The sequence below is a fragment of the Microbacterium trichothecenolyticum genome (assembly GCF_041938625.1).
In the GTDB taxonomy this organism is placed as follows: domain Bacteria; phylum Actinomycetota; class Actinomycetes; order Actinomycetales; family Microbacteriaceae; genus Microbacterium; species Microbacterium trichothecenolyticum_D.
This window is the reverse complement of sequence record NZ_CP169427.1, coordinates 1909664-1927292: the sequence shown is the minus strand read 5'-3', so window position 1 is coordinate 1927292 and position 17629 is coordinate 1909664. Positions and strand designations below refer to the sequence as shown.

Below are 17629 nucleotides of genomic sequence, written 5' to 3'. Positions count from 1 at the left end.
CACCTGATTAGACTCGGATGAGATCCACCCGAGAGATTCAGTCGTCCGGTACCGAAGGAGCTGCCGTGGTCCAATTCGAAGTCCCCGCTATCGTCCCCGCTGACCCACACGCGAATATCACCGACCTGCTGGTCGAGCGCGTCAAGGCGACCCCGAACCTCGCGCTGTTCGCCGTGCCCGAGGGCGACGGGTGGCGCGACATCACCGCCGCCGATTTCCAGAAGCAGGTCGTCGCGCTGGCCAAGGGCTTCGTCGCGGGCGGCATCGAGCCCGGCGACAAGGTGGGCTTCATCGCCCGCACCACCTACGAGTGGACGCTCGTCGACTTCGCGCTGTTCTATGCCGGCGCGGTGATGGTGCCGATCTACGAGACGAGCTCGAGCGCGCAGATCACATGGAACCTCACCGACTCGGGTGCGATCGCCGTCATCACCGAGCTGCCCGACCACAGTGCACGCGTCGCCGAGGCGCGCCCCGAGCTCCCGCTGATCCGTTCGGCGTGGGAGATGCACAGCGGCGACCTCGACAAGCTCGTCGCCGAGGGCGCGAGCGTCTCGGACGACGAGATCGAGCGGCGTCGCAACATCGCGAACGGCGCCGACATCGCCACGCTCATCTACACGTCGGGCTCGACCGGCCGCCCCAAGGGCTGCGTGCTCACCCACAGCAACTTCGTCGAGCTGGCGCGCAACTCCGCCAAGTCGCTCCACGAGGTCGTCGAGACGCCGGGCGCCTCGACGCTCCTGTTCATCACGACGGCGCACGTGTTCGCGCGCTTCATCTCGATCCTCGACATCCACGCGGGCGTGAAGACGGGCCACCAGCCCGACACCAAGCAGCTGCTGCCCGCCCTCGGGTCGTTCAAGCCCACGTTCCTGCTGGCCGTGCCGCGCGTGTTCGAGAAGGTCTACAACTCGGCCGAGCAGAAGGCCGAGGCGGGCGGCAAGGGCAAGATCTTCCGCACCGCCGCGCACACCGCGATCGAGCACTCGCGCCTCCAGCAGGAGGGGAAGAAGATCCCGCTGGGCACGAAGATCAAGTTCGCGCTCTTCGACCGCCTCGTCTATTCGAAGCTGCGCACCGCCATGGGTGGCAACGTCACGTACGCCGTGTCGGGCTCCGCTCCCCTGGGCCCGCGCCTCGGACACTTCTTCCACAGCCTGGGCGTCACGATCCTCGAGGGCTACGGCCTCACCGAGACGACGGCGCCCGCCACCGTCAACCTCGCGACCAAGTCCAAAATCGGCACCGTGGGTCCGGTGCTCCCGGGTGTCGGCATCCGTCTCGCCGACGACGGCGAGATCCAGGTGCGCGGCATCAACGTGTTCAAGGAGTACTGGCGCAACCCCGAGGCCACCGCGGCCACGTTCGACGGCGACTGGTTCAAGACCGGCGACATCGGCGCGTTCGACTCCGAGGGCTTCCTCACGATCACCGGTCGCAAGAAGGAGATCATCGTCACCGCCGGCGGCAAGAACGTCTCGCCTGCGGCCCTCGAGGATCCGATCCGCGCCAACCCGATCGTCGGGCAGGTCGTGGTCGTCGGCGACCAGAAGCCGTTCATCGCGGCTCTTGTGACCCTCGACCCCGAGATGCTGCCGGCGTGGCTGTCGAACAACAACCTGCCGGGCGACATGTCGCTCGCCGACGCCGCGAAGAACGACGCGGTGCGCGCCGAGGTGCAGCGCGCGATCGATATCGCGAACAAGAACGTCTCGCGCGCCGAGTCGATCCGCAAGTTCACGATCCTCCCCACCGAGTGGACCGAGTCGAGCGGCCACCTCACCCCGAAGATGAGCATCAAGCGCAACGTCATCCTCGAGGACTTCGCCGGCGACATCGAAGAGATCTACACCGTGCCCGTCAACACGACGAACGTCTCGCTCTCGTAGCGAAGGGCGACGGATGCCGGAAGCCCCGGGCCCTCTTCAGGGCCCGGGGCTTCTCGTTTCGCGGTGGAGCGGGTCCTTCAGAACCAGTCGGACTCGCGGATCTCGCGCATCGCCACGCGACGCTGCTCCTTCGTGAGCCGATCGAGGTAGAGCGTGCCGTCGAGGTGGTCGGTCTCGTGCTGCAGCGCCTGCGCGAGGAGCCCTTCGCCCTCGAGCACCACCTCGTTGCCGTCGAGGTCGATCCCGACGACCTTCGCCCAGGGGTACCGGACGGCGTCGTGCCACAGGCCCGGCACCGACAGGCAGCCTTCGCCGATCGCCTCGGGCTCGCCGGAGACCTCGACCAGCACAGGGTTCAGGACGTAGCCGATGTCGCCGTCGATGTTGTAGCTGAACGCGCGCAGGCCGACGCCGATCTGCGGTGCGGCCACGCCGGCGCGGCCGGGCAGCTCGACGGTGTCGACGAGATCGCGCACCAGGGCGCGCACGCCGTCGTCGATCTCGCCGATGGGGGCGCTGACGGACTTCAGGACGGGGTCGCCGAAGACGCGGATGGGGCGGACCGCCATCGGATCAGGCCGCCGACGCGAGGGAGCGCAGGCCCTCGACCACGGTCGCCGCGAGCTGGCGGGCGGCCTCGCGCGTCGCGGGCTGCAGCTCGCGGAACACGATGGCGCTGCCGGCCGCGATGTGCGGGTCGTACGGCACGCGCACGACGGCGCGAACGCGGGTGCGGAAGTGCGACTCCAGCTCATCGAGCTGGACGAGCGGATGCCCCGGCCGCGCGTTGTTGAGCACCACGACGGCGCTGCGCACCTTGTCGGCGTAGCCGTTCGTCTCGAGCCACGTGAGCGTCTCGGATGCGAGCCGCGCCTCGTCGACACTGAGGCCGGCGACGATCACGACCTGATCGGCGAGGTCGAGCGTGGCGCCCATCACCGAGTGGACGATGCCCGTGCCGGTGTCGGTGAGCACCACCGAGTAGTAGTGCGCCGCGAGGGCTGCGACATCCCGGTAGTCGGCGTCGTTGAACGCCTCCGACACACGCGGGTCGGTGTCGGAAGCGACGACGTCGAGACGCGTCTCGTCGCGGGCGACGATGCCCGACAGATCGTTGAAGCCGACGACCTCGGGGCTCATGCGAACCAGGTCGCGCACCGTCTTGCCGCTGTCGCGGGTGATGCGCTCGGCGAGCGTGCCGCGGTCGGGATTGGCGTCGATCGCGATCACGCGGTCGTCGCGCGCATCGGCCAGCGCCTGGCCGAGCAGGGTCGTCACGGTCGTCTTGCCGACGCCGCCCTTGCGTGAGAGCACGGGGACGAACCGGGCGCCTCCGGCGAGCGGAGCCGCGATGCGACGGTCGAGGTCCTTGCGGGCCTTCGCGCGCTTGCTGTCACCGAGGTTGATGCGCTTGCCCGAGATCGAGTACAGGAAGTGCTGCCAGGCGCCTTCGGGCTCGGGACGGATCACCTGGTGCGGGTCGAGCAGGCGATCAGCGGTGAGCAGGTCGGCGGTCTCGCGGTCGGCCTCGAACTCGCCGAGGCGCTTCGATGTGAGAGCGACGTCCGCACGCGGGAACGGCGCGCGCTCGACCGCGGAGCGCCCCACCACCGGCTGGGCGCCGGTGTGGTTGGCCTCGCGGCGCGTCGCGGGCGCGGGGACGGTCTGCGCGGCCGCAGCGGCCGCCGAGACCGACGGGCGGGCGGGCGCCGGCTTCGGCGCGGCCGGCGCCGGGGTCACGGCTGGCGTCTCGTCGTCGGCCGGGGTCTTGGCGCTCATGGGCTCCTCCGCGGTGTCGTCGGTCGAGATGACATCGTCTCCCGTTGCGGCGTTCTCCGCCAGGGCCGACTCGACGCCGTCGTCGGCGAGCTCGAGGTCGAACTCGGCCGGATCGAACTCCCCTTCGAAATCCGCGTCTTCGAACTCGACGGCGTCGAAGTCGGCGATCGCGAATTCGTCGACCGCGGGTTCCGCAGGTGCGGACTCGGCGGCCTGGGGTTCGGCCGCGGGCGCCTCGGCGACGACCTCCTGCGCGGACCCGACCTCGACGGGCTCGTCGGCGAACGGACGGAGCTCCTCGGCCGCCGCCGCGGGCTCCTCGACGACCGAGGGCGCCTCGATCTCGACCTCAGGCTCTGCCGATGCCTCCTCGACCACGTCGTGGTCTTCGCCCTCGAGCTCGGCGTCGATCACCTCGACGAGCTCGGCGTCGGCGATGTCCTCGACCGAGGGGGCCGGCGCGAAGCCCTCGCCCTCGACGGTCCACTCCTCGAGGTCGGCCGCGTTCTCGACGATCTCGGCCTCCGCTGTCTCGGTGGAGAACTCCTCCGCCGGTGCGGCTTCGATGACCGGAAGGTCGGCGTCGGCCGGGATCTCGATGACGAAGGGCACCTCGTCGTCGATCACGCCGTCGTCGTCGCGGTCGTCGTCGGATTCGGAGGGGAGCTCGACGTTCACCTGCGCCGTCGCACCACCCAGGATGCCGAGACCGGTCGTGTCGATGCTTCCGGTGTCGGACAGCACGCCGTTCTCGGGCTCGTCGGGCGTGTGTTCGGTGCGATCGGGCGTCACTGCGGAGTTCTCCTGAAAAGACGGCGCCGGTGCTCAATGCCGCGGGCGCTAGGGGCGGATGCCGCCTTCCAGGCTACTGCGCCGGACGGATGACGACCAAAAGGTCACCGGCGTCGACCTGCGCGGTCTCGGCGATCACGAGGCGTTCGACGACACCGTCGACCGGTGCGGTGATGGCCGCCTCCATCTTCATCGCCTCGATCGAGGCCACCGGCTGACCGGCCACGACGGCGTCCCCCACCTGAGCCTTGAGGGTGACGACGCCCGAGAACGGCGCGGCGACCTGGCCCGGCTTGGACGTGTCGGCCCGCTCCGCCTGCTTCGTCTCGACCTTGATGCTGCGGTCGCGCACGAACACCGGACGCAGCTGGCCGTTCAGCGTCGTCATGACCGTGCGGATGCCCTTGGCATCGGCTTCACCGATCGCCTCGAGACCGACATACAGCTGCACGCCCGGGTCGATCTCGGCGACGTGCTCCTCCCCCGGCTTGAGGCCGTAGAGGTAGTCGGGAGTGCCGAGTGCGGTCAGGTCCCCGTACGTCTCGCGGTTCTTCTCGAACTCGCGCGCGGGCCCGGGGAACAGGAGGCGGTTGAGGGTGCGGCGGCGCGTCGCGGGGTCGCCGGCGAGGCCCCGCTGCTCGTCCGCGGTGAGCGGCGGGATCTCGATCGAGATCGTGCGTCCCTCGAGGACCTTCGTCCGGAAAGGCTCCGGCCAGCCGCCCGGCAGGTCGCCGAGCTCGCCCGCCATGAAGCCAACGACCGAGTCCGGGATGTCGTAGTTCTGCGGGTTCGCCTCGAAGTCGGCAGGGTCCGCGCGCACCGCGACGAGCGCGAGGGCGAGGTCGCCGACGACCTTCGACGACGGGGTCACCTTGGGGATGCGGCCGAGGATGCGGTCGGCTGCGGCGTACATGTCCTCGATGAGCTCGAAATCATCCGCCAGGCCGAGCGCGATCGCCTGCTGACGGAGGTTCGACAGCTGCCCGCCCGGGATCTCGTGGTGGTAGACGCGGCCCGTCGGCGAGGCGAGGCCGGACTCGAACGGGCGGTACAGGTGGCGCACGGCCTCCCAGTAGGGTTCGAGGTCGCTGACCGCCTGCAGGCTGAGGCCGGTGTCGCGGTCGGTGTGGGCGAGCGCGGCGATCAGCGCCGAGAGCGACGGCTGGCTCGTGGTTCCCGACATCGGTGCGGCCGCGGCATCCACCGCGTCCACTCCCGCGGCACTCGCCGCGAGCAGCGTCGCAAGCTGGCCGCCCGCGGTGTCGTGCGTGTGCAGGTGCACGGGCAGGTCGAAGTTCTCGCGCAGCGCCGTGACGAGCTTCGCCGCGGCCGCGGGACGAACGAGGCCCGCCATGTCCTTGATGGCGAGGATGTGCGCGCCGGACTCGACGATCTGCTCCGCGAGGCGCAGGTAGTAGTCGAGCGTGTACAGCTTCTCGGCAGGGTCGAGCAGGTCGGACGTGTAGCAGAGCGCGACCTCGGCGATCGCCGTGCCGGTGGAGCGCACGGCGTCGATCGCCGGACGCATCTGGGAGACGTCGTTGAGGGCGTCGAAGATGCGGAAGATGTCGACGCCCGTGGCCGCGGCCTCGCGCACGAAGGCGTCGGTCACCGCGACGGGACGCGGCGTGTAGCCGACGGTGTTGCGGCCGCGCAGCAGCATCTGGATCGGAATGTTCGGCATCGCCGCACGCAGCGCCTCGAGGCGCTCCCACGGGTCCTCGGCGAGGAAGCGCAGCGCGACGTCGTACGTCGCCCCGCCCCACGCCTCGACCGACAGCAGCTGCGGCGTCATGCGCGCGACGTGCGGCCCGACGCGGACGAGGTCACGCGTGCGCACGCGCGTCGCGAGCAGCGACTGGTGCGCGTCGCGGAACGTGGTCTCGGTGACGGCGAGGCCGCTCTGCGCGCGCAGGGCTCGGGCGAATCCCTCGGGGCCGAGCTCGCGCAGGCGGTCGAGCATGCCGGCGGGCGGCGCCGCGGCGAGGTCGATCGCCGGCAGCTTGCTGCCCGGCGACACCGACAGCGGCTTCTCGCCATACGGACGGTTGACCGTGACGTCGCCGAGCCAGGCGAGCAGTTTCGTCGCGCGGTCGCGGGACGGGTTGCTCGTCAGCAGCTGCGGACGCTCGTCAATGAAGGAGGTGCTGACGTCGCCTTCGACGAAGGCCGGGTCGTCGAGCACGGCCCGCAGGAAGGGGATGTTGGTGGCGACGCCGCGGATGCGGAACTCGGCGAGGGCCCGGCGGGCGCGCGCGACGGCGGCCGGGAAGTCGCGGCCGCGGCACGTGAGCTTCGCGAGCATCGAGTCGAAGTGCGGGCTGATCTGCGAGCCAGCGGCGGTCGTACCGCCGTCGAGGCGGATGCCGGCGCCGCCGGGCGAGCGGTACGTGGTGATGCGCCCGGTGTCGGGGCGGAAGCCCTGCGACGGGTCCTCGGTCGTGATGCGGCACTGCAGGGCCGCGCCGCGCAGCTGGATGCGGTCCTGCGTGAGGCCGAGGTCGGCGATCGTCTCACCGGCCGCGATGCGGATCTGCGACTGCACGAGGTCGACGTCCGTCACCTCCTCGGTCACGGTGTGCTCGACCTGGATGCGCGGGTTCATCTCGATGAAGACGACCTCGCCGGTGCGAGGGCCGGCGGTCTCGAGGAGGAACTCGACGGTGCCGGCGTTCTCGTAGCCGATCGACCGCGCGAACGCGACGGCATAGCCGTGGAGGGCGTCGCGGATGGCCGGGTCGAGGTTCGGCGCCGGCGCGATCTCGATCACCTTCTGGTGACGGCGCTGCACCGAGCAGTCGCGCTCGAACAGGTGGACGGTCTCGCCGGTCTTGTCAGCGAGGATCTGCACCTCGACATGACGGGGCCGCTGCACCGCCTGCTCGAGGAAGACGCGCGCGTCGCCGAAGGCGCTGCCGGCCTCGCGCATCGCCTCGGCCAGCGCGGGCGCGAGCTCCTCCTTGCGCTCGACCCGTCGCATCCCTCGTCCGCCGCCGCCGGCGACCGCCTTCACGAAGATGGGGAACCCGATCTCGTCGGCCTGGGCGAGCAGCGCGTCGACGTCGTCGGACGCATCGGTGGACCGAAGCACGGGCACGCCGGCGGCGATCGCGTGCTGCTTCGCGGTGACCTTGTTGCCGGCCATCTCGAGCACCTTCGAGGGCGGACCGATGAAGGCGATGCCGTTCGCGGCCGCCTTCTCGGCCAGCTCAGGGTTCTCCGACAGGAAGCCGTAGCCCGGGTAGATGGCGTCGGCACCGGCCGCCAGGGCGACCCGGACGATCTCGTCGACATCGAGGTAGGCGCGGACCGGGTGGCCCTTCTCGCCGATCTCGTAGGACTCGTCCGCCTTCTGGCGGTGCAGCGAGCCGCGGTCCTCGAAAGGGAACACGGCGACCGTGCGCGCGCCCAGCTCGTAGGCGGCTCGGAACGCTCGAATGGCGATCTCGCCTCGGTTCGCGACCAGGATCTTGCGGAACATGAGACCTCCGTGTGCGGCGGCGCAGGCGGGCCCGAAAAAACGGGCTGAGTGTGCTCTCAGCCTAGGGGACGGTAACGTGGTGGCTTGTGCACGTCCTATCCGTCAGCTCGCTCAAGGGTGGCGTCGGCAAGACGACCGTGACTCTCGGACTCGCGTCGGCGGCTTTCGCCCGCGGTGTCCGCACGCTCGTCGTCGACCTCGACCCGCAGTCCGACGTCTCGACGGGCATGGACATCCAGGTTGCAGGCCGCCTGAATGTCGCCGATGTCCTCGCCAATCCCAAAGAGAAGACGGTCCGCCAGGCCATCACGTCCAGCGGCTGGGCGAAGGTGCACCCGGGCACGATCGACGTCATGATCGGCAGCCCGTCGGCCATCAACTTCGACGGCCCGCACCCGAGCGTCCGCGACGTCTGGAAGCTCGAAGAAGCGCTCGCCACCATCGAGGCCGACTACGACCTCGTGCTCATCGACTGCGCGCCGTCGCTCAACGCCCTCACGCGCACCGCCTGGGCGGCGTCCGACCGCGTCATCGTCGTGACCGAGCCCGGACTCTTCTCCGTCGCCGCCGCCGACCGCGCACTGCGTGCGATCGAAGAGATCCGCCGCGGCCTCTCCCCCCGCCTGCAGCCGCTGGGCATCGTGGTCAACCGCGTGCGCCCGCAGTCGATCGAGCACCAGTTCCGCATCAAGGAGCTCCGCGACATGTTCGGCCCGCTCGTGCTCTCGCCCCAGCTCCCCGAGCGAACGTCGCTTCAGCAGGCGCAGGGCGCCGCGAAGCCGCTGCACATCTGGCCCGGCGACTCCGCCCAGGAGCTCGCCGCCGACTTCGACTCGCTCCTCGACCGCATCATGCGCACCGGTCGCATCCCGGTCCCCGAGGACTCCCGCGCCTGATATCACGGATGCTGCGCCCCGCGGCATCCGGGAGGGTGACCAGTTTGCTCATTCGGTGAGCACATTGCGCCATTTGTGCACGTGCGAATGAGCTCGACTTGCCATTCGTCGCGATTTCGCTGACCATATCGCCATGGCACCGATGACGCTGCACCCTGACAGCCTTGCCGTGCACGCCGGCCGCGACGATCTCGCGAGCCTGGGCGTGCACGCTCTCCCCCTCGACCTCTCGTCGACCAATCCGCTCCCGGGCATCGAGCTCGGCGGCATGTCGTACGAGGTGCTCGCCACCGGCGGGCACCCGTTCGAAGGCGGGTCGAACGTCTACGCGCGACTGTGGAACCCCACGGTCGCCCGTTTCGAGGAGGCCCTCGCGCGCCTGGAGCACGCGGAGGAGGCGGTGGCGTTCTCGTCCGGCATGGCCGCGGTCACCGCAGTGCTGCTGGCCCTCACGCACCAGTCCCAGAAGCGTCACGTCGTCGCCGTGCGCCCGCTGTACGGCGGTACCGACCACCTGCTCGCCTCGGGTCTGCTCGGCGTCGAGACCACGTTCTGCTCCCCCGATGACGTCGCCGCCGCGGTGCGCGACGACACCGCTCTCGTCGTGCTCGAGACCCCCGCGAACCCCACGCTCGAGCTCGTCGACATCCGCCGAGTCGCCGCAGCCGCCGGTGTTGTTCCGGTGCTGGTCGACAACACCTTCGCGACCCCGGTGCTCCAGCACCCGCTCGATCTCGGCGCCTCGCTGTCACTGCACAGCGCGACGAAGTACCTCGGCGGTCACGGCGACGTCGTGGGCGGCGTCGTCGCATGCGATGCGCGTCTCGCGGCGGCCCTGCGGCGCACCCGCGCCATCACCGGCGCGATCATGCACCCGCTCGCCGCCTACTTGCTGCACCGGGGTCTGGGGACGCTTCCCGTGCGCATGCGCGCACAGCAGGAGGGCGCGCGTGTCGTCGCGGAGTGGCTGACCACCCGGCCCGAGGTCGCACGCGTGCACTTCCCGGGCTTCGCCGACAGCGACCCCCGAGGCCTCGTCGGCACCCAGCAGAGCGGGCCGGGCGCGATGATCGCGATCGAGCTCGCCGACGGGTTCGACGCGGCGGGGGTGCTGACGGCGTCCGTCCGACTCTTCACGCACGCGGTGTCGCTCGGCAGCGTCGACTCGCTCATCCAGCATCCCGCGGCGCTCACCCACCGACCGGTCACCGCCGACGCGAAGCCGTCGGACGCACTCGTGCGCCTCTCGATCGGCCTGGAGAACCCGGCCGACCTCATCGCGGACCTCGATCAGGCACTCACCGCGACGGCGGGCGAGCGGGAGCGGGTGGAGTCCGCGCTGGGCTGACTCCGGCGGAGCGGGCGGCGCGCGGCTCTACGCGGAGCGGGCTGCGCGGCGCACCGCCAGCTCGTCCATCGGGTCGGGCTTCTCGACCTCGAACTCGAGGAGCTCCGACTCGACCTCGCGCAGGACCTTGCCGACGGCGATGCCGAAGACGCCCTGACCGCGGCTGACGAGATCGATGACTTCGTCGTTCGACGTGCAGAGATAGACGGATGCCCCGTCGCTCATCAGCGTCGTGCCGGCGAGGTCGCGGATTCCGGCGGCGCGGAGCTGGTCGACGGCCGTGCGGATCTGCTGCAGCGAGATGCCGGTGTCGAGGAGGCGCTTGACGAGCTTCAGCACGAGGATGTCCCGGAAGCCGTACAGTCGCTGCGAACCGGATCCGCTGGCACCCCGGACGGTCGGCTCGACGAGCTCGGTACGCGCCCAGTAGTCGAGTTGGCGATAGGTGATGCCGGCGGCCTTCGCCGCGGCGGCGCCGCGGTAGCCGACCTCGTCATCCATCGCGGGAAGACCGTCGGTGAAGAGGAGTTCTGCACTGAACGGCTCGCCAGGAGCCACGTCTCCGGTCATGCTCGTTCCCCCCTCCGGATCGGATAGTTCCACGCTAGATCAGCCTCCCCCTCGCGGCAACGACATCCGGCGTTCGGGGGTCGGCGTGTCGCGCACTTCTGCGTTTCGACTCGCAAGCTCGCTCAACGACCGGTGGGAGAAGTGCGACGTGCCGGCACCTCAGGACAGCATGCGGTCGAGCGCCGCGCGCACGAAGATCGCGCGCACGTCGTCGAGACGCCGGGTCAGCTCCGGCGCGAGCTCTCCGGCGCGGCCGCGGGACGCGGCATCCGTCCGCCGAAGCAACGGCGCGAGAGCCGACTCGACGAGCGCGACGTCGCGTTCGGCACTCTGCCGCAGGGCGCGCACGTGACGCGGCTCGATGCCGTGCCGGTCGAGCGCCACGAGGGCGCGCAGCAGCGTCACCGACTGCTCGGTGTACGACTCGGCGCCGGCGAGGATGCCGGTGCTGATGGCGTCGTTGAGCAGCTGCGGGGCGGCGCCGGCCGCCGACAGCAGCTCGTCGCGGCGGTAGCGACGCGGCGCCGGCACGATCGACGGCGGCGGCACCGCCGAGGGAGTCGCAGGGTCGCGCCCGGCGTCCACGTCTTCGAGGTAGTCGCGGATGACCGACAGCGGCAGGTAGTGGTCGCGCTGCAAGGTGAGCGCGAGCCGCAGGCGCTCGAGGTCGTCCTGCGAGAACTTGCGGTAGCCGGACTCGGTGCGCAGCGGCGTCACGATCCCCTGGACCTCGAGGAAGCGCAGCTTGCTGGACGTGAGCGACGGGAACTCGGGCGACAGACGCGCGAGGACCTGACCGATGCTGAGAAGACCCGCGGACGACGCCCTTTCACGGGCGGAAGCCGCGGGCATCAGGCCCCCGTCGCCCTGGAGAGGTCAGCCGGTGAGACGAAGAAGTTGAGTCGGAACTTTCCGATGCGCACCTCGGCGCCGTTGGTGAGCGCGGCCCGGTCGACCCGCTCGCCGTTGACGTAGGTGCCGTTCAGCGAACGCTGGTCGACGAGCTCGAACGCGGTGCCGGTGCGGTTGATCTCCGCGTGGCGGCGCGAGACGGTGACGTCGTCGAAGAAGATGTCGGCCTCGGGATGCCGCCCCACCGAGGTGACGTCGGCATCGAGCAGGTAGCGGGCGCCTGCGGTGGGTCCGGAGCGGACGAGAAGCAGCGCGGCGCCGGACGGAAGGGCGTCGATCGCGTCGAGCTCGGCCTCGTCGAGCTCGCTGCCGAAAGGCACGAACGACAGGTCGGAATCGTGGCCGAACGTCTGCGTCGTGTCGGACGCTCGGTCGGACTCGTGCGCGTCGGACCCTGCGGCCCGGCGGATGTCGCCCTGATCGGGTCGGCGGTCGTGCTCCACGGTTTCCTCCTTCGTCCGGCCAGCCTATCCGATCGCCCCCGGCTCGGAAGAGGACGCTCGCCGTTCCGGCAATGTTTCGTCGCGTGTCACTCGGGATGCCCGGGACAGGGCCGTCCTCCTACCCTGGCAGGACCGGCAAAGATCCGTTGACCAGAAGGAGACCACCGTGTCGAGCCCGCACAGCCACATCCCGCCCCTCGAGGTGCGTGAGGCTGCGGCGTGCATGTGCGACCACGGTGACACCTGCTCCTCGTTCGCACCGGGTCACGCGCTGCACCTGATCCAGGCGCGCCTCGCTTCGGCGACGCCGTCGGACTGGGCCGACGCCATCGTCGAGGCGTCCGACGAGCGCTCCGGCTTCGTGATCGTGCGCACGCTCTCCGACTGGGCTCCGGTCGCGCTGTGGAACGGCACCGGCGCTGCCGCCGCCGCGACGCCCGGCACGCCGGTCGCGCTCCACGAGCGCTACCACGTGCTCGCCGTCGGCGGCGCGCGGTTCAACGTCCTCCGCGGCTGACGCTTCGACAGGCTCAGCGGCTGAAACGCCGCACCGCGGTCACACAACGAAGCGACGAGCCTCAGCTCATCGCCATCATCATGTCCTTCATGGCCATGCAGGCGTCCATGCACGCCTTGCACGCCTGAGCGCACATCTTGCAGACCTCGCTGTGGTCCGCGTGCTCCATGCACTCGTCCATCGTCATCTGGCACATCGCCATGCAGGCGTCGAGCATCGACATCATGGTCGCCGGGGTCATGCCCTGCATCCGCATCATGGCGCGCATCATCGTGTTGCACATGTCCGCGCAGTTCATGCACGCGGGGGCGCACGACATCATCTGCGTGGAGCACACCGTGCATGCCTGCTCGCAAGCCGAGCAGGCGTCCATACAGGCCTGCATGACCGACATGTCCATGGTCTCCATGCCGGGCATCGACATCATGTCCTTGGACATGGCGCCCATCATCATCTGGTCCATCCGCCGGATCCTTCCGCGTGGGGAACGGCGGGCAGGTGGCCCGCCTGTCGCCAGGCTAGACCTCGCAGGGTCCCCAGCAAAGAGCCGGATAGGCTCGATCGGGTGATGTCACAAACTCTTCACAAGCCGCTTCCCGCCCGGGTCTGGGCATTCCTCGCCGCACTGCTGATCGCCTTCGGAATGGTCCTCGCCGCGGCGTCTCCGGCCAGCGCGCACGACGAGCTGATCGGCAGCGATCCGGCCGCAGGCGGCACCCTCGACGCCCTCCCCGCGCAGCTGACGCTCACGTTCAGCGCCGAGATCGCCGACGACGAGGGCGCCTCGGTCGTGGAGGTGACGGATGCTGCGGGCACATCGCTCACCGGCGGCACACCGACCGTGCGCGACAACGTGCTCACGCAGCCGCTCGCGGGCGCAGCATCCGGTGCCGTGAAGGTCCTGTGGAAGGTCGTCTCGAGCGACGGGCACCCCATCTCGGGCGAGTACTCGTTCACCGTCGAGGGCGCGCCGGCACCGACCGAGACCGCGGCCCCGACGCCCACCGAGACCACGGCGCCGACCCCGTCCGCCGAGCCCACGCCGACGGTCACGAGCGAGCCCGTGTCGGACGAGGGATCGACCACTCTCCCCTGGATCATCGCCGGCCTGCTGGCCCTCGCGCTCATCGGCGCCGTCGTCTACCTCCTGGTCTCCCGCTCGCGCCGCGAGAAGGCGCTCGCGAACGGCTCGGCCGCCCCCGCCGGCGGTGCCCCGCAGCCCGACTCCGAGCCTCCCGCCGACCGATAGGCTTGAGACCATGCCTCACTACGACGTCGCCATCCTCGGCGCGGGGCCCGGCGGCTACGTCGCAGCCGTCCGCGCTTCGCAGCTCGGCCTCAAGGTCGCCATCATCGAAGAGAAGTACTGGGGCGGTGTATGCCTCAACGTCGGCTGCATCCCCTCGAAGGCTCTCCTCAAAAACGCCGACCTCGCACACCAGTTCCACCACAAGGCCGATCTGTTCGGCATCTCGGGTGACGTGCACTTCGACTTCGGCGTCGCGTGGGACCGCAGCCGCAAGGTCGCCGACACCCACGTCAAGGGCATCCACTACCTGATGAAGAAGAACAAGGTCGACGAGTACGAGGGTCGCGGGTCGTTCGTCGACGCGAACACCATCGACGTCAAGAAGGCCGACGGCACCACCGAGCGCGTCACCTTCGACAACGCGATCATCTCGACCGGCTCGAAGGTGCGCCTGCTCCCGGGCGTGCAGCTCGGCGGCAACGTCGTCACGTACGAGGAGCAGATCCTCGCCCGTGACCTGCCCCAGTCGATCGTCATCGTCGGCGCCGGCGCCATCGGCATGGAGTTCGCCTTCGTGATGGTGAACTATGGCGTCAAGGTCACGATCATCGAGTTCCTCGACCGTGCGCTGCCGAACGAAGACGCGGACGTCTCGAAGGAGATCGCCCGTCAGTACAAGAACTACGGCGTCGACATCCTCACCTCGACCAAGGTCGAGACGGTCACCGACCACGGCGACAAGGTCACCGTGACCTACACCGCCAAGGACGGCACCCAGGGCTCCATCGACGCCGACAAGGTCATGATGTCGATCGGCTTCGCCGCGAACGTCGAGGGCTACGGCCTCGAGAACACCGGCGTGAAGCTGACTGACCGCGGCGCGATCGACATCGACGACCACATGCGCACGAACGTGCCGCACATCTACGCGATCGGCGACGTCACCGCGAAGCTGCAGCTCGCGCACGTGGCCGAGGCGCAGGGCGTCGTCGCCGCCGAGACCATCGGCAAGGCCGAGACGCAGACGTTGGGCGACTACCGCATGATGCCGCGCGCCACGTTCTGCTCGCCGCAGGTCGCCTCGTTCGGCCTCACCGAGCAGCAGGCCCGCGACGCCGGCTACGACGTCAAGGTCGCGAAGTTCCCGTTCTCGGCGAACGGCAAGGCGAACGGCCTGGGCGAGCCCATCGGCTTCGTCAAGCTCATCGCCGACGGCGAGCACCTCGAGCTGCTCGGCGGCCACCTCATCGGCCCCGACGTCTCGGAGCTGCTGCCCGAGCTCACCCTCGCGCAGAAGTGGGACCTCACCGCTCTCGAGGCGGCGCGCAACGTCCACACGCACCCGACGCTGTCGGAGGCCGTGCAGGAGGCCTTCCACGGCCTCGCCGGCCACATGATCAACCTCTGATCGACTGACGCAGAAACGCCCTGGGCTTCCTCGGAAACCCAGGGCGTTTCGACTCGCTCGTTCCTCGCTCGCTCAACGACCGAAAGTAGGGCACCGGTCGAAGCTTCTATGTTCGTCAACCGGCTTCGAGGAGGCGGTAGAGGTGTCGGGCGATGATGCGTTTGAGGCAGCGGCGGATGTCGCGGTCGGTGCGTCCTTCGGCGCGGCGTCGGGAGATGTAGGCGAGGGTTTCGGGGTGGGCGCGCCAGCGGGTGATCACGATGCGGTGCAGGGCGGCGTTCAGGCGCCGGTCGCCGCCGCGGTCCAGGCGGTGGCGGACGCGGTCGCCGCTGGAGGCGGGCTTCGGGGCGACGCCGGCGAGGCGAGCAAACGCGGCCTCGGAGTGGACCCGGCCAGGGTGTGACCAGGACGCGTAGAGTTGCGCGGCGCTGACCGGCCCGATGCCGGGCTCGGCCAGCAGCTGCGGGACGAGCTGGACCGTGAGCTGGTGCAGGGTGGTTTTGTTGCCGGCGAGGTCTGTGGTCAGCGTGCGGGCGCGGGTGGCGAGCCGGACGGCTTCGGCGCGGGCGGTGCGGACGTCGAGGGGGTCGGTGGGGCGGGTGCGCCAGGCCGCGATGGTGGTGATCTGCGCGGTGGTGAGGGAGCGGCGGGCATCGATGCCGAGATCGAACCGGCGGGTCAGCGCGGTGAGCGCGTTGAGGGTGCGGGTGCGGTCCCGGGTCATCTCGGTCCGGGCGGTGAGCAGCACCTGGATCGCGTCGCGTTCGGCACCGGCCTTGCGGTCGGTGAGCCGGTCGGCGTCCATCGGCAGCACGGTGGTGGCGGCGGTGCGGGCATCGAGGCGGTCGTCCTTGCCCGCGGGGCGGTAGCGGATGGACGGGGCTTCGACGATCCGGGCACCGGTGCCCGCGAACGCCTCGGCCAGCTGTCGGCCGTAGGAACCGGCACCATCGATGGCCACCAGCAGCGGCTGACCGCCGACGATGGTGTCCAGCCACTTCGTAGCGCGGGCGATGCCTGCCGGGGAGGTGGGGAACGCGCGTTCGTCGACGAGCCGGCCAGTGTGGTCCACGACGGCGTATTGATGCTTCTTGGAGTGGGTGTCGACACCGGTGACGAACCGGTACCTGTCTGCGACGATGGTCACTGCGATCTCCTGATCTTTGAGCGGACGGGGCGGTCGTAGCCGACGCCCGGGCTCTGATGGAGTCGTCGCGGGACAGAACTGTCATGAGCCATCACGGCCGTGCTTCTATCAAGTCACCACGACGGGCAGGACCCGGCGTCGGCGCTCACCATCGAGTGGACAGTTCGAGCGGAAGACACACGCCAGGCGTGATCAGTTGAGCGGCGAGTCACACCCGACAGCGAGCACCAAGCCGACCCTGCCAGCAGACACGGTCAGCCACTACCCACAGTGACAGTTGAGCGGAGCGCGCTCTGGCGCGCGAAGTCGAAACGCGTCGGACTTGCGAGCGACCTCAGGCGCCGAGCGTGCGGGCGAGTTTGGAATCGGATGCTGCGGCCCGGCCACCCGCGGCCCGCACCGCCGCTTCGGCGGCCGCGAGCAGCGCGCCGCGCTCGTCGTCGGAGGCCGGGGCGGCGGGCCCGAGTTCGAACTCCCACTCGCGCCAGGACCGATCCGTGCCCGAGCGCTCGTCGGTCGCGGTGACATGGTCGTCCACGAACTCCGCGACGAGGCCGCCATACTCGTCCTGCAGCGCGTAGGCGGTGCGCTGGTTGCGGATGCGCGCGATCGGCGCGAAGTCCGACGCGCTCGCGATCTTCGAGACCGCGTCGGCGACAGCATCCGGGATCTCATTCACCGGGCTGATGGGCCAGTGCAGCTCGACCCGGCCGCCGTCGGCGCCGCGAGGGCCTTTGATGTGCCAGCCCTCGTCGGGGCCGCCGGTGCGGTGGCGCACCGCATAGCCGGCATGCGCGAGCGCGAGGTCGTCGCTGTCGAGGTAGGTGGCATCGAGCTGACGCAGCTCGGGGTCGCCGACGCTCGCGACACCCGGAAGCGCGGACCAGTCGGGCAGCGGTGTGGACTCGTCGACGTCGAACTTCAGCTCGACCTCGACGCTGGACGACCGACCGTCAGTCGTCACGACCGTCCGGGTTCGGGTCGATGTCTTCGGTGGCCTCGATGTAGACGAAGCGCGTCTCGGTCGGGCCGTCCTGGCCGCCCGTGTGGGTCTCTTCGCCCTCACGGCGGTAGACGAGCTGCCCCTCGCCGTAGGGGACGATGTACGAGTCGGAGACGGTCGGGTCGAGCGGAATGATCTGTCCGTCGAGGGGTCCGCCGTGCAGTCGTGCGATTGCCATAGCGCCAGAGTAGA

16 protein-coding genes are annotated in these 17629 nt (G+C 70.0%); 6 read left to right on the top strand and 10 right to left on the bottom strand.

The window, feature by feature from the left end; genetic code table 11:
* Positions 1-65: 65 nt before the first annotated feature.
* The gene (locus ACEYYH_RS08710) at positions 66-1892 is read left to right on the top strand and encodes an AMP-dependent synthetase/ligase (protein ID WP_374977801.1); all 1827 of its coding nucleotides are present in this window, start codon (positions 66-68) and stop codon (positions 1890-1892) included.
* 77 nt (positions 1893-1969) lie between these two features.
* On the opposite strand, the gene def is transcribed toward ACEYYH_RS08710, so the two are convergent.
* The 3 genes from def to ACEYYH_RS08695 form a co-directional block, all read right to left on the bottom strand.
* A complete protein-coding gene (def, locus tag ACEYYH_RS08705) occupies positions 1970-2461 on the bottom strand; it encodes a peptide deformylase (protein ID WP_116193703.1) in 492 nt (163 codons plus the stop codon).
* Between the two features lie 4 nt (positions 2462-2465).
* On the bottom strand, positions 2466-4463 hold the full coding sequence (locus ACEYYH_RS08700) for an AAA family ATPase (protein ID WP_374977800.1): 1998 nt from the start codon (positions 4461-4463) through the stop codon (positions 2466-2468).
* A 73-nt stretch (positions 4464-4536) separates the two neighbouring features.
* Positions 4537-7944, bottom strand: coding sequence for a pyruvate carboxylase (locus ACEYYH_RS08695; protein ID WP_374977799.1), 3408 nt, complete (start codon positions 7942-7944; stop codon positions 4537-4539).
* An 86-nt stretch (positions 7945-8030) separates the two neighbouring features.
* Here ACEYYH_RS08695 and ACEYYH_RS08690 point away from each other — a divergent pair, with 86 nt between their 5' ends.
* The gene (locus ACEYYH_RS08690) at positions 8031-8840 is read left to right on the top strand and encodes a ParA family protein (protein ID WP_116193705.1); all 810 of its coding nucleotides are present in this window, start codon (positions 8031-8033) and stop codon (positions 8838-8840) included.
* 133 nt (positions 8841-8973) lie between these two features.
* Positions 8974-10188: a trans-sulfuration enzyme family protein gene (locus tag ACEYYH_RS08685; protein WP_374977798.1), complete on the top strand. Its 1215-nt coding sequence runs from the start codon at positions 8974-8976 to the stop codon at positions 10186-10188.
* A gap of 27 nt (positions 10189-10215) precedes the next feature.
* Here ACEYYH_RS08685 and ACEYYH_RS08680 read toward each other — a convergent pair whose 3' ends face one another.
* From ACEYYH_RS08680 to ACEYYH_RS08670, 3 genes are all read right to left on the bottom strand, one after another.
* Entirely contained in the window at positions 10216-10758 is a 543-nt protein-coding gene (locus ACEYYH_RS08680; RefSeq protein WP_374977797.1) for a MerR family transcriptional regulator, read from the bottom strand.
* Positions 10759-10917: 159 nt separating this feature from the next.
* A complete protein-coding gene (locus ACEYYH_RS08675) occupies positions 10918-11610 on the bottom strand; it encodes a MerR family transcriptional regulator (protein WP_116193708.1) in 693 nt (230 codons plus the stop codon).
* Positions 11610-12113 (bottom strand): FHA domain-containing protein, encoded by a 504-nt coding sequence (locus ACEYYH_RS08670; protein ID WP_374977796.1) that lies wholly within the window; start codon positions 12111-12113, stop codon positions 11610-11612. The genes ACEYYH_RS08675 and ACEYYH_RS08670 overlap by 1 nt, the downstream gene beginning before the upstream one ends.
* 166 nt (positions 12114-12279) lie before the next feature.
* Between ACEYYH_RS08670 and ACEYYH_RS08665 the strand changes: the two genes are divergently transcribed.
* Complete coding sequence (locus tag ACEYYH_RS08665) at positions 12280-12630, top strand: hypothetical protein (RefSeq protein ID WP_374977795.1); 351 nt, start codon at positions 12280-12282, stop codon at positions 12628-12630.
* Between the two features lie 61 nt (positions 12631-12691).
* On the opposite strand, the gene ACEYYH_RS08660 is transcribed toward ACEYYH_RS08665, so the two are convergent.
* A complete protein-coding gene (locus ACEYYH_RS08660) occupies positions 12692-13093 on the bottom strand; it encodes a hypothetical protein (protein WP_116193711.1) in 402 nt (133 codons plus the stop codon).
* A 105-nt stretch (positions 13094-13198) separates the two neighbouring features.
* On the opposite strand from ACEYYH_RS08660, the gene ACEYYH_RS08655 reads away from it, so the two are divergent.
* Positions 13199-13879, top strand: coding sequence for a copper resistance protein CopC (locus ACEYYH_RS08655; protein WP_374977794.1), 681 nt, complete (start codon positions 13199-13201; stop codon positions 13877-13879).
* Between the two features lie 10 nt (positions 13880-13889).
* Positions 13890-15287 carry a dihydrolipoyl dehydrogenase gene (gene lpdA / locus ACEYYH_RS08650; protein ID WP_374977793.1) on the top strand — a complete coding sequence of 466 codons (1398 nt, stop codon included), beginning with the start codon at positions 13890-13892 and terminating at the stop codon, positions 15285-15287.
* Between the two features lie 115 nt (positions 15288-15402).
* Here the strand turns inward: lpdA and ACEYYH_RS08645 are convergent, their stop codons facing one another.
* The 3 genes from ACEYYH_RS08645 to ACEYYH_RS08635 form a co-directional block, all read right to left on the bottom strand.
* A complete protein-coding gene (locus ACEYYH_RS08645) occupies positions 15403-16434 on the bottom strand; it encodes an IS110 family transposase (protein ID WP_374975758.1) in 1032 nt (343 codons plus the stop codon).
* Positions 16435-16768: 334 nt separating this feature from the next.
* Entirely contained in the window at positions 16769-17398 is a 630-nt protein-coding gene (locus ACEYYH_RS08640; protein WP_374977792.1) for a CYTH domain-containing protein, read from the bottom strand.
* Complete coding sequence (locus ACEYYH_RS08635) at positions 17388-17615, bottom strand: response regulator (RefSeq protein WP_374977791.1); 228 nt, start codon at positions 17613-17615, stop codon at positions 17388-17390. Before ACEYYH_RS08635 ends, ACEYYH_RS08640 begins: the two co-directional genes overlap by 11 nt.
* Positions 17616-17629 lie beyond the last annotated feature (14 nt).

What these genes read in the sequence shown, in the direction of transcription:
- def (WP_116193703.1), bottom strand. Translation starts at nt 2,461, where the DNA reads ATGGCGGTCCGCCCCATCCGCGTCTTCGGCGACCCCGTCCTGAAGTCC.
- ACEYYH_RS08680 (WP_374977797.1), bottom strand. Translation starts at nt 10,758, where the DNA reads ATGACCGGAGACGTGGCTCCTGGCGAGCCGTTCAGTGCAGAACTCCTC.
- ACEYYH_RS08660 (WP_116193711.1), bottom strand. Translation starts at nt 13,093, where the DNA reads ATGGACCAGATGATGATGGGCGCCATGTCCAAGGACATGATGTCGATG.
- lpdA (WP_374977793.1), top strand. Translation starts at nt 13,890, where the DNA reads ATGCCTCACTACGACGTCGCCATCCTCGGCGCGGGGCCCGGCGGCTAC.
- ACEYYH_RS08655 (WP_374977794.1), top strand. Translation starts at nt 13,199, where the DNA reads ATGTCACAAACTCTTCACAAGCCGCTTCCCGCCCGGGTCTGGGCATTC.
- ACEYYH_RS08685 (WP_374977798.1), top strand. Translation starts at nt 8,974, where the DNA reads ATGGCACCGATGACGCTGCACCCTGACAGCCTTGCCGTGCACGCCGGC.
- ACEYYH_RS08695 (WP_374977799.1), bottom strand. Translation starts at nt 7,944, where the DNA reads ATGTTCCGCAAGATCCTGGTCGCGAACCGAGGCGAGATCGCCATTCGA.
- ACEYYH_RS08675 (WP_116193708.1), bottom strand. Translation starts at nt 11,610, where the DNA reads ATGCCCGCGGCTTCCGCCCGTGAAAGGGCGTCGTCCGCGGGTCTTCTC.
- ACEYYH_RS08635 (WP_374977791.1), bottom strand. Translation starts at nt 17,615, where the DNA reads ATGGCAATCGCACGACTGCACGGCGGACCCCTCGACGGACAGATCATT.